This is a genomic window from Streptomyces sp. adm13(2018), assembly GCF_008042145.1.
In the GTDB taxonomy this organism is placed as follows: Bacteria; Actinomycetota; Actinomycetes; order Streptomycetales; family Streptomycetaceae; genus Streptomyces.
In genome coordinates, this window is sequence record NZ_RDBH01000113.1 from 140,763 (window position 1) to 151,318 (window position 10,556).

At 74.2% G+C, this 10,556-nt stretch carries 11 protein-coding genes; 6 read left to right on the forward strand and 5 right to left on the reverse strand.

What is annotated here, in order from left to right; translation table 11 throughout:
• Positions 1-140 precede the first annotated feature (140 nt).
• From EAO70_RS10625 to EAO70_RS10640, 4 genes are all read left to right on the forward strand, one after another.
• A complete protein-coding gene (locus tag EAO70_RS10625; RefSeq protein ID WP_261992796.1) occupies positions 141-1,034 on the forward strand; it encodes a LysR family transcriptional regulator in 894 nt (297 codons plus the stop codon).
• Positions 1,035-1,211: 177 nt separating this feature from the next.
• On the forward strand, positions 1,212-3,035 hold the full coding sequence (locus EAO70_RS10630) for an AMP-dependent synthetase/ligase (RefSeq protein WP_148002747.1): 1,824 nt from the start codon (positions 1,212-1,214) through the stop codon (positions 3,033-3,035).
• Between the two features lie 264 nt (positions 3,036-3,299).
• A complete protein-coding gene (locus EAO70_RS10635) occupies positions 3,300-4,088 on the forward strand; it encodes an aldo/keto reductase (protein WP_148003001.1) in 789 nt (262 codons plus the stop codon).
• A 142-nt stretch (positions 4,089-4,230) separates the two neighbouring features.
• Positions 4,231-4,698 (forward strand): RICIN domain-containing protein, encoded by a 468-nt coding sequence (locus EAO70_RS10640; RefSeq protein WP_187283834.1) that lies wholly within the window; start codon positions 4,231-4,233, stop codon positions 4,696-4,698.
• Between the two features lie 46 nt (positions 4,699-4,744).
• Here EAO70_RS10640 and EAO70_RS10645 read toward each other — a convergent pair whose 3' ends face one another.
• A complete protein-coding gene (locus EAO70_RS10645) occupies positions 4,745-5,710 on the reverse strand; it encodes a class I SAM-dependent methyltransferase (protein WP_148002749.1) in 966 nt (321 codons plus the stop codon).
• Between the two features lie 174 nt (positions 5,711-5,884).
• Positions 5,885-6,820: an AraC family transcriptional regulator gene (locus tag EAO70_RS10650; RefSeq protein WP_148002750.1), complete on the reverse strand. Its 936-nt coding sequence runs from the start codon at positions 6,818-6,820 to the stop codon at positions 5,885-5,887.
• A gap of 93 nt (positions 6,821-6,913) precedes the next feature.
• On the opposite strand from EAO70_RS10650, the gene EAO70_RS10655 reads away from it, so the two are divergent.
• Positions 6,914-7,783 carry an NmrA family transcriptional regulator gene (locus EAO70_RS10655; protein ID WP_148002751.1) on the forward strand — a complete coding sequence of 290 codons (870 nt, stop codon included), beginning with the start codon at positions 6,914-6,916 and terminating at the stop codon, positions 7,781-7,783.
• A 109-nt stretch (positions 7,784-7,892) separates the two neighbouring features.
• Here EAO70_RS10655 and EAO70_RS10660 read toward each other — a convergent pair whose 3' ends face one another.
• Together EAO70_RS10660 and EAO70_RS10665 are read right to left on the reverse strand one after the other, a co-directional pair.
• Positions 7,893-8,639 carry a class I SAM-dependent methyltransferase gene (locus tag EAO70_RS10660; protein WP_148002752.1) on the reverse strand — a complete coding sequence of 249 codons (747 nt, stop codon included), beginning with the start codon at positions 8,637-8,639 and terminating at the stop codon, positions 7,893-7,895.
• A gap of 148 nt (positions 8,640-8,787) precedes the next feature.
• Entirely contained in the window at positions 8,788-9,093 is a 306-nt protein-coding gene (locus tag EAO70_RS10665) for a 4a-hydroxytetrahydrobiopterin dehydratase (RefSeq protein WP_148002753.1), read from the reverse strand.
• A 90-nt stretch (positions 9,094-9,183) separates the two neighbouring features.
• Between EAO70_RS10665 and EAO70_RS10670 the strand changes: the two genes are divergently transcribed.
• Positions 9,184-10,011, forward strand: coding sequence for a helix-turn-helix domain-containing protein (locus tag EAO70_RS10670; RefSeq protein ID WP_148002754.1), 828 nt, complete (start codon positions 9,184-9,186; stop codon positions 10,009-10,011).
• Here the strand turns inward: EAO70_RS10670 and EAO70_RS37840 are convergent.
• Positions 10,008-10,430 carry a hypothetical protein gene (locus EAO70_RS37840; RefSeq protein WP_187283835.1) on the reverse strand — a complete coding sequence of 141 codons (423 nt, stop codon included), beginning with the start codon at positions 10,428-10,430 and terminating at the stop codon, positions 10,008-10,010. The two genes, EAO70_RS10670 and EAO70_RS37840, sit on opposite strands and share 4 nt — an antisense overlap.
• Positions 10,431-10,556 lie beyond the last annotated feature (126 nt).

Below are 10,556 nucleotides of genomic sequence, written 5' to 3' on the forward strand. Positions count from 1 at the left end.
GTCATGGGCTCCACTGCTCTGTGCGGGGGTGTCGCGCCCGTCCATCCTGGCCCAGGGCCCGGTGATCGGGAATCCCGCACAGGCCACTGACTGTCATCGCGTTCCGTGATGAACGGCCGGGCAGGCGCTACGGTCGTCCTGTGTACGAGCCCACACATCTGCGCACCTTCCTCGCCGTGGCCCAGACGCTGAGCTTCACCCGGGCCGCGGAGCGCCTCGGGCTGCGGCAGTCCACGGTGAGCCAGCACGTGCGGCGCCTGGAGGAGGCGACGGGCCGGCCGCTGTTCACCCGGGACACCCACCGGGTGGCGCTGACCGAGGACGGCGAGGCGATGCTCGGCTTCGCGGGCACGATCCTCCAGGCGCACGAGCGGGCGGCGGCGTACTTCGGCGGGACGCGGCTGCGCGGCCGGCTGCGGTTCGGGGCGTCGGAGGACTTCGTGACGACCCGGCTGCCGGAGATCCTGGAGTCGTTCCGGCGCGAGCATCCGGAGGTCGATCTGGAGCTGACGGTGGAGCTGTCCGGCACGCTGCAGGCGCGGCTCGCCGCGGGGCGGCTGGATCTGATCCTGGCCAAGCGGCGGGGCGGCGAGAGCGAGGGGCGGCTGGTCTGGGAGGACTCCCTGATCTGGATCGGGGCGCCGGGGCTGCGGCTGGATCCCGACCGTCCGGTGCCGCTCATCGTGTATCCGCCGCCGGGGATCACCCGGGCGCGGGCGCTGGAGGCCCTGGAGGCGCAGGGCCGGGCGTGGCGGATCGCGTGTACGAGTTCCAGCCTGAGCGCGAACGTGGCGGCGGCGCGGGCGGGGCTCGGGGTGATGGCGCACACGCGGGGTCTGGTGCGCAGCCGGGCTCGTGGGGGCGCGGCAGGGCCACCGTGGAGCCGCGTCCGGGCCGCCGTGGGCCGCGCCCGCGGGCGTCGTGCGGCGCGGGTCCGGGTGCAGGTGCGGTGGTGCGTCGGGTGGCGGGGCGTGCGTGGTCCGTACAGATTCCGTGGAGATTCCCGCCCGGTCGACGTACCGGGCGGTCGGTAACGCACCGGCGGCATCCGTCACTTGGCTCGTCCACCCATCCTGACCTGTGCGAACACGGAATGTCCCGGCTTGGTGAAGGCCCTCCCGCCGGGCAGTCGGGTGGGGTACCGTCACCCGCGCCGTACGGAGCGCTACAACGAGCTTTTCCAGCCATCGAGCCCGTCGAGGAGCAGGTCAGTGCGCGAGTTCACCGTGCCGCCCGTCGAGGCGGCGCCTCAGGTCGGCGGTCTGGCGGACCCCGTGTTCGAGCGTGCCCTGGCGGAGCCGGACCGGGTGACGTTCGGCCGGAAGGGGCCGGACGGCGCATGGCGGGACGTGACGGCCGTACGGTTCCGGGACGAGGTGCTGGGCCTGGCGAAGGGCCTGCTCGCGGAAGGGGTGCGGTTCGGCGACCGGGTCGCCGTGATGTCCCGGACCCGGTACGAGTGGACGCTCTTCGACTTCGCGCTGTGGACCATCGGCGCGCAGCCCGTGCCGATCTACCCGACGTCCTCCGCCGAGCAGGTCTTCTGGATGCTGCACGACTCCGAGGTCACGGCCTGTGTGGTGGAGCACGAGGACCACGCGATGACGATCGGCTCGGTGATCGACCGGCTGCCCCGGCTCCAGCGGCTGTGGCAGCTGGACGCGGGCGCGGTGGCCGAACTGACGGCGGCCGGGGCGGACATCGGCGAGGACGTCGTGCACCGGCACCGGCGGGCGGTGACCCCGGAGACGGTGGCGACCGTCATCTACACCTCGGGGACGACGGGCCGCCCCAAGGGCTGCGTGATCACCCACGCCAACTTCATGTTCGAGACGGACATGCTGGTCGGCCGGTGGGAGTCGGTGTTCCGGTCCCGTCCGGGCGAGGAGGCGTCGACGCTGCTGTTCCTGCCACTGGCGCACGTCTTCGGCCGGATGGTGGAGGTGGCGGCGGTGCGCACCGGGGTGAAGCTGGGGCACCAGCCGGTGATGGCGGCGGCGGAGCTGATCCCGGACCTCGCCGCCTTCCGGCCCAGTTTCGTGCTGGCCGTCCCCTACGTCTTCGAGAAGGTCTTCAACGCGGCGCGCCGCAAGGCCGAGCGGGAGGGGAGGACGGGTCCGTTCGACAAGGCGGTGGAGGTCGCGGTCGCGTACGCGGAGGCCCTCGAACACCGGGCGTTCGGCACCGGTCCGGGGCCTTCTGCGGCCCTGCGGGTGCAGCACCAGTTCTTCGAGAAGACGGTGTACGCGAAGGTCCGCGCGGCCCTCGGCGGCCGGCTCCGGCACGCGATGTCGGGCGGTTCCGCGATGGACCGGCGGCAGGGGCTGTTCTTCGCGGGAGCCGGGGTCACGGTCTTCGAGGGGTACGGCCTGACCGAGTCCTCGGCGGCCGCGACCGCCAATCCGCCGGAGCGGACGCGGTACGGCACGGTGGGCCAGCCGGTGCCGGGGACCACGGTGCACATCGCGGACGACGGGGAGGTGTGGCTGCACGGCGGCCAGGTGTTCTCCGGCTACCTCAACGCCCCCGAGGCGACCGCCGCCGTCCTCAACGACGGCTGGCTGGCCACCGGGGACCTGGGCTCGCTCGACGAGGACGGCTATCTGACGATCACCGGGCGGAAGAAGGAGATCCTGGTGACCTCGGGCGGCAAGAGCGTCGCGCCGACGGCCCTGGAGGAACGCGTGCGGGCGCATCCGCTGATCGCCCAGTGCATCGTCGTCGGCAACGACCGGCCGTACATCGCCGCGCTGGTGACCGTCGACCAGGAGGCGGTGGAGCACTGGCTGGCGATGCAGGGGCGGGCGCCGCTCTCGCCCGCCGAACTCGTCCGCGACCCGTCGCTGGAGACGGAGATCCGGCGGGGCGTGGTGGCGGCGAACACCCTCGTCTCGCAGGCCGAGTCCATCCGCACCTTCCGGATCCTGGCGCACCCGTTCAGCGAGGAGCACGGGCTGCTGACCCCGTCCCTGAAGCTGAAGCGCAAGGCGATCGAGCGGGCGTACGCGGCGGAGGTCGCGGCACTCTACGGCTGAGCCGTGGCCCGGGCCGGTCGGTCACCGTTCGCCGTACGGGCCGGTCCGGGGCGACGTCCGCCGTGCGGCTCGGTCGGGGGGCGCCCGCCGTACGGCTCCGAGGACCCGTCACTGAAGATCGCGAATCGGGGTACGGAATGCACGAGCCTCCCGGATCATTGAAGGTGGGAGTAGCCAGCCACGACCCGCGACAAGACAAGGATCCCCATCCACGTGAGCACGGACAGCAAGGTTCCCCAGGTCACCCTGAACAACGGCGTGCGGATGCCCCAGCTGGGCTTCGGCGTCTGGCAGGTGCCGGACGACGAGGCCGAGACGGCGGTGGCCACGGCCCTGGAGGCCGGCTACCGCTCGATCGACACCGCCGCGGTCTACGGCAACGAGGAGGGCACGGGCCGCGCCCTCGCCGCGTCCGGAGTCCCCCGCGAGGACCTGTTCGTCACGACCAAGCTGTGGAACAGCGACCAGGGCTTCGACTCCACGCTGAAGGCCTTCGACGCCTCGCTCGACAAGCTCGGCCTCGACTACGTCGACCTGTACCTGATCCACTGGCCGGTCCCCTCGAAGGACGCGTACGTCGACACGTACCGCGCGTTCGAGAAGATCGCCGGGGAGGGCCGCGCCAAGGCGATCGGCGTGTCGAACTTCCTCCCGGAGCACCTGGAGCGGCTGATCGGCGAGACCTCGGTCGTGCCGTCGGTCAACCAGATCGAGCTCCACCCGCAGCTCTCCCAGCAGGCCTCGCGGGAGGTGCACGCCCGGCACGGCATCGCGACCGAGGCGTGGTCGCCGCTCGGCTCGGGCAAGGGGCTCCTGGACGTGCCGGCGATCGTCGCGATCGGCCGCAAGCACGGCCGGACCCCGGCGCAGGTCGTACTGCGCTGGCACCTCCAGCTGGGCAACGTGGTGATCCCGAAGTCAGTCACCCCGTCCCGCATCCGGGAGAACATCGACGTCTTCGGCTTCGAGCTGGACGACGAGGACCTGTCGGCGATCGCCGCCCTCGACGAGGACCGCCGGCTGGGCCCGGACCCGGCGGAGTTCGCCGCCTGACCGGTGCGCGGAAGCGCCGCGGCGCCGGGGTCCGTTACGGGCCCCGGCGCCGTTGTCGTACCCCCGGCATAGGGTCGGCGAAAGGACCGTGGAGCCGGCCGGCGCACGGCGGGTCGCGGGTGCGAGCGAGGGAGTCGATGCGGTGAGTGGTGGTTCTCCGGTGCCCGTGGAGGAGGGCCTGTACCGGGTGCGGAACGTGGCCAGCGGGCTGCTCCTGGAGGTCTACGAGGGGTCGGGCCGCAGCGGTGCCAACGTGCAGCAGGGCGCCGAGCGGGGCACGCCCGGCCAGCACTGGCACATCACCGCCGTGCCGAACGGCGGCGGGCTCTACCACCTGGTCAACGCCGCCAGCGGCAAGCGCCTCGACGTCGCCAACGCCTCCACGGAGAACGGCGCCACCATCCAGCAGTGGAAGGCGAACAACTTCGGCGCGCAGGAGTGGATCATCGAGCAGGATCTGGCGTCGCCCGGGACGGTCGCGCTGGTGAGCTTCATCAGCGGTCTGTTCCTGGAGGTGGCCGACGCCTCCGAGGAGGACGGCGGGGACGTGCGGCAGTGGGAGGACACCGACTCCCCGTTCCAGTGGTGGACGTTGGAGCCGGTGTCCTGACCCGCCGGCGGGCGGCGGCGCGCGGCGGGCGGGGTCCGCGCGGTCCTCAGCCCTTGCGGGCGGTGTGGACCGTGCGGGCCGCCAGGTAGAACAGGTCCGTGCGGTGGTGGAGCGACAGGTCGTCCGCCGGGTCGAGGAGGCGGTCGAGCGCCGCGCGGTCCTCCGCGTCGATCCGGTCGTCGAAGCTGTCCCGGACCCGGCCGAAGTGGGCGAGGGCCAGACCGCGCACCACCGGGGACACCGGCGCGGGGACGTCGGTGAGGAAGGTGCGGGTGCCGGCGGGGGTGAGGCCCGCGTCGGCGAGCAGGGCCCGCCAGTCGTCCGGCTCGTCCTTGTGCCCGGGGGTCTCGGCCCGCATCTCGGCGAAGCGGTCGGCGTTGGCGGCGTCGAGGCGGGCCTCCAGGCCGGGCCTGCCGAAGCCGATGTGCCAGGGCAGGTGGCGGGCGGGCAGCCCGCCCTCGACGAGGACCATCAGGCCGCCGGGGTTCAGCAGGCCGACGAACTCGACGAGCGCGGCCCGCTGGTCGCCGATGTGGTGCAGGGAGTTGCCCGCCCAGATCAGGTCGGCCTTCCCCAGCTCGGCGATGCCCGCGGGGAGTTCGGTGTGCAGGGTGGAGACCCGGGCGCCGAGTCCGCGTTCCGCTGCGCGCTCCCGGGCGCGGGCCAGGAGTTCCGGTGAGCCGTCGACGGCGACGGCCTCGGCCGCCGGAAAGGCCTCGGCGAGGACACCGGTGACGACGCCGGGACCGCTGCCGACGTCGAGGACCCGGCGGACGCCCTGCGCCGGGGCGAGGGTGCCGAGCCAGGCGGCGGCGTCCGCGTAGGCCGGGCTCTCGGTCTCCGCCTGCTGCTCCAGGAGCGGGGCGATCTCGTTCCAGTCGAGGGGTGCTCCGCTGTGGTGGGAGCAGGGGCGGTGCTGGTCCCCGGTGCCGTGCGGGTCGCCGGGAGTGTGCTGGTGGCGGTGCCCGTCGCCGTGGGCGAGGCCGTGGTGCGGTGCGGTGTGCTGGCTCATGGGTCCAGCGTGCGTCGAGTCCGGCGCGAGCGCGAGAAGGGTTGCCGATCCGGCAAGAAATTCGATCCTTTGTTGCTCCGATCGTCATACCCGGGGCGGTCGGGCGCCCGCGCCGGGGTGTGCTCGATCCGGGCCGGGGGCCTGCGCGACCCCGGCCCGCTCGCCCCGGCCCGGTCACGCCCCGGCGGCGCGGTGTTCCTGCGGGCTGACGCCCCTGACCCGCTTGAACGCGGCGCTCAGCGCGAAGGCGCCGCTGTAGCCGACCTGCCGGGCGACGGACTCGATCGTGGCGTCGCTGTCGCGCAGCAGGTCCGCGGCGAGCGCGAGCCGCCAGCCGGTGAGGTAGCCCATCGGGGGCTCCCCCACCAGCTCCGTGAAGCGTCGGGCGAGCGCGGCCCGGGACACCCCCGTCTTCGCGGCGAGCGAGGCGACGGTCCAGGGGTGCGCCGGGTCGTCCTGGAGCAGCCGCAGGGCGCGGCCGACGACCGGGTCGCCCATGGCCCGGTACCAGGCGGGGGCCTCGGCCCCCGGCCGGGAGAACCAGGCGCGGACGCCGGAGATGAGCAGCAGGTCCAGAACCCGGTCGAGGACGACGGACTGGCCGGGTTCGTCGCGGGCGATCTCCTCGCCGAGGAACGGCATGAGGGGGCAGTTCCACGCGTCCGCGGGCAGGTGGATCAGCTCGGGCAGGGCGTCGAGGAGCCGGCGGCCGACCTCGCCGTCCATCCGGTAGGTGCCGACGAGGACGGTGGTGCCGCCGTCGGAGGCGTTGCCCCAGGTGCGGACGCCGAGCCGCATGCTGTCGGCGAGCGGCTCGCCGGTGAGGGTGGTGCAGACGCCGTCGGGCCCGATGACCGCGCGGGGCGGGGCGTCGGGGGCGTCGGCGACCGTGTACGCCGCCGGGCCCCGGACGACGGCGATGTCCCCGGGCCGCAGCGGAACGGCCTCCCCGGAGTCGGGGACGACCCAGGCCTCGCCCGCGGTCACGCACATCACGCAGATCGGGGCGCCGTCCTCGATGCGCACCGACCACGGCGGCTCCATGACCATGCGGAGCAGGAAGGCGCCCCTGGCGCGGGGTCCGTCGAGGAGTCCGGCGAGTGCGTCCATGGGGCACAGCGTAGGGGGGCGGTGAGACGGATACGCAGGTGCGCGAGACGGCCGAGCATGGGCGGCGGGCGCCCCGGGCGGGAGTCTTGACCCATGACGAAGACGACGAACGACACGCGGAACGACCAGGGCGCCGACGAGCGGGGCGTCACCGTCCTGGTGACGAGTGCCACGGGAAAGACCGGACGCCGGGTCGCCGAGCGGCTGACGGCGCGCGGGGCGACCGTCCGGGCCGGGTCCCGGAGCGGCGCGACCCGGTTCGACTGGGAGGCCCCCGAGACCTGGGGTCCGGCACTGCGGGGCGCGGACGCCGCGTACGTGGCCTACTACCCGGATCTGGCCGCGCCGGGCGGGGTCGAGGCGATGGAGACGTTCGGCCGGCTGGCCGCCGAGCACGGCGTACGGCGGCTGACGGTGCTGTCCGGCCGGGGCGAGCCGGAGGCGGTCGTGGCGGAGGAGGCACTGCGCGCGGCGGCCGTCGGCGTGGAACTGACGGTGGTACGGGCCGCGTTCTTCGCGCAGAACTTCTCCGAGGGGCTGCTCGCGGAGGGGGTCGCGGAGGGTGCGGTCGTCTTCCCGGCGGGTGACACGGCGGAGCCGTTCATCGATGTGGACGACCTCGCGGACGTGGTCGTCGAGACCCTGCTGACGGACGGTCACGCCGGTCTGGTGCACGAGCTGACGGGGCCCCGTCCGATCGGCTTCGCGGAGGTGGCGGCGGAGATCGGGCGCGCCTCGGGCCGACCGGTGGTCTACGAGCCGGTGTCCCAGGCCGACTACGCGGAGATACTCACCGGGTTCGGGCTGCCGGCTCCGGAGGCGCAGTGGCTCGCGGCCCTGTTCGGCACGCTCCTCGACGGTCACAACTCCTCGGCGACGGACGGGGTGAAGCGGGTCCTGGGCCGTGAGCCGCGCTCCTTCGTGGCGTTCGCGGACGCGACCTGGGCGAGCGGGCGGTCCTGAACGCGGGCGGCGGCGGGTCCGTACGGTCGGGTCCGGACGGTCGGGTCCGTACGGTCGGGTCCGTACGGTCGGATTCGGCCGCGCCGGGGGCGGCGGCGGGCCGTGGGGCTCAGCCCTGCCGGACGAAGCAGGCCAGCCGGTACCGGGGGTCGGGCCTGCGCCGGTCCTGGTCCGGGAGGGCCGCGAGGGCGGCGGCGAGCCGCTCGACGGTGGACGCGTCGCCGGGGAACCAGGAGGCGAAGTACCCCGCGCGCAGCTTCCGTACGGTGTCGCGCGGGGTGGCGCCCTGGCCGTGGCCGGTGAAGCCGGTGCCGGGCGCGGGGGCGAGTCCGTGGGCGGCGGCGTACCGGGTGACCAGGTCGGCCCGGTCGGAGGCGGCCTCGGCCGAGCGGTGCGGGCGGAGGACCGCGTCGATGTCGCTGCCGACGTCGTGGCACGCGTCCTTGTCGACGGTGGCGACGAGGACTCCGCCGGGGCGCAGGACGCGGGCGGTCTCGGCGACGATCTCCGCCGCGAAGGGGACGAGGTGCAGCAGCCAGACGGCGGCGACCGCGTCCAGGGCGGCGTCGGGCAGCGGCAGGCGCCGGGCGTCGGCGCGCAGGACGCGGCCCGGTGCCCGGTCGGCGGCGACCCGCAGCATGGCGTGGGCGGCGTCCGCCCCGAGGACGCGAAGCCCGGGGCGGGTGAGCCGTTCGGTGACGAGGCCGGTGCCGCAGGCGAGGTCGAGCAGGGTCCGGGCGCCGGGCGGTACGAGCCGCAGCACGGCCTCGGCCGCGGCGCCGGCCCGGGGCACCCCGCCCCGGGTCCGGTCGTAGTGCGCCGCTTCGGTCTCGTAGTCGAGCAGGGTCTCCGCCATGCCGACGATCGTACGAGGGCGGACGGTACGACGATCGGGAGGCGGGCGGCCCTCCCCGGCGGGGTTTCCAGGGCGGGGTTTCCAGGGCGGGGGCTCCCCCACCGGTCCTTCCCGGCCGGTCCTCACCGGCCGGTGAGGTGACCGTCGGTCAGGCGGCGCCGTGGCCGGGGGCGATGCCCTCGACGCGTTCGGCGAGTTCGAAGTCCTTCTCGGTCAGGGCGCCGCCGGCGGAGTGGGTCTGCACCGACAGGGCGACGGTGTTGTAGCCGAGGGTCAGGTCCGAGTGGTGGTCGAGCTCCTGCTGGATGCCGGCCACGTGGACGACGAGCGCGGTCGCCGCGAAGTGGTCGCCGAGCCGGTACTCGCGGGTGAGCCGGTCGTCCTCGACGGACCAGCCGGGGAGCTCCCGCAGTCGGTCCTCGATCTCCTTCTGCGACAGCGGCTGTGTGGGCACGGCGGTGCTCCCTCCGGTCGGGTGGCGCGGGTGGCGGACTGGGCCCCCGGGGGAAACTACCCGGGTCCCCCTCTGGGATACCGTCTGGCCATGACAACGGTGGTGAGCGACACGGGAGTGGGTCCGCTGCTGCGCGGTTGGCGGGAGCAGCGGAGGCTGAGCCAGCTGGAGCTGGCGTTGCGCGCGGACTCCTCCGCGCGGCACATCTCGTTCGTGGAGACGGGCCGGTCGCGGCCGAGCGAGGAGATGGTCCTGCGGCTGGCCGAGCACCTGGAGGTGCCGGTCCGGGAGCGGAACGCGCTGCTGCTGGCGGCGGGTTACGCGCCCCGCTACACGGAGTCGGCGCTGGACGCGCCGCGGCTGGAGACGCTGCGGGTGGGCATCGGGCAGCTCCTGGAGGGGTACGAGCCGTATCCGGCGCTCGTGGTGGACGGCTCGTACACGGTGGTGGCGGCGAACCGGGCGCTCGGGCTGCTGCTCGACGGGCTGCCGGAGCACCTGCTGACGCCGCCGCTGAACGCGATGCGGATCACGCTGCATCCGGAGGGTCTCGCGCCGCGGATCAGGAACCTGCCGGAGTGGCGCGGGCACCTGCTGCACCAGATGGAGCGTCAGATCGCGCTGGTCCGCTCGGAGTCGCTGCGCGCGCTGTACGAGGAGGTGGTGGCGTATCCGCTGCCGCCGGGCTCGGAGGAGGGGCCCGGCTCGACCGCCCCGGGGCCGGAGGAGGTGTACCCGTACTTCGCGCTGCCGCTGCGGATCGAGCACGACGGGCGGGTGCTGTCGTTCGTGTCGTCGATCTCGACGTTCAACACCCCGCTGGACGTGACGGTCGCCGAGCTGGCCATCGAGACGTTCCTCCCGGCCGACCCGGCGACGGTGGCGTACCTCAGGTCCCTGCCGGCGTTCGAGGCCTAGGCCCCGCGGGCGACGGCCCGCAGGGACGCCCACTGGGCGAGGGCGAAGCCGCCGACGGTGGCGGCCTGGAGGGGGGTCCAGACGAGTCCGGCGGTGGTCGGCTCCAGCCAGGCGACGAGGGCGACGAGGCTGAGGACGGCCCAGACCGCGTTGATGTCGATGACCAGCTTCACGCCGAGCGCCGGCGGCTGGGGCCGGCTCGCGAGCCGGGCGACCCCGGCGGCGTACACGGCGAGCAGCAGGCCGAGCGCGCGCAGGAGCCCCGCGTCGATCCCGAGGAACTCCCCGAGCGGACCGGAGGCGAGGGCGTAGGCGATGCCGTTGGCCCCGGTGACGACGGCGTCGAGGGCGAGGAACCTGCGCAGGGCGGACTGGGGACGGCTGGTACGGGCGAGACCGGCGAGCAGGGCCTGGGACATGGCGGATCACCCTCCATGGGGGGACGTTCGGGCTGGTGGGGGATCCGGGGCCCGGGCGGAGTGCGCCGCCCGGGCCCCGGTGTTCCCGAGCATGCCGCCGGGGGTGGGCCGGGGTCGATTACGTGC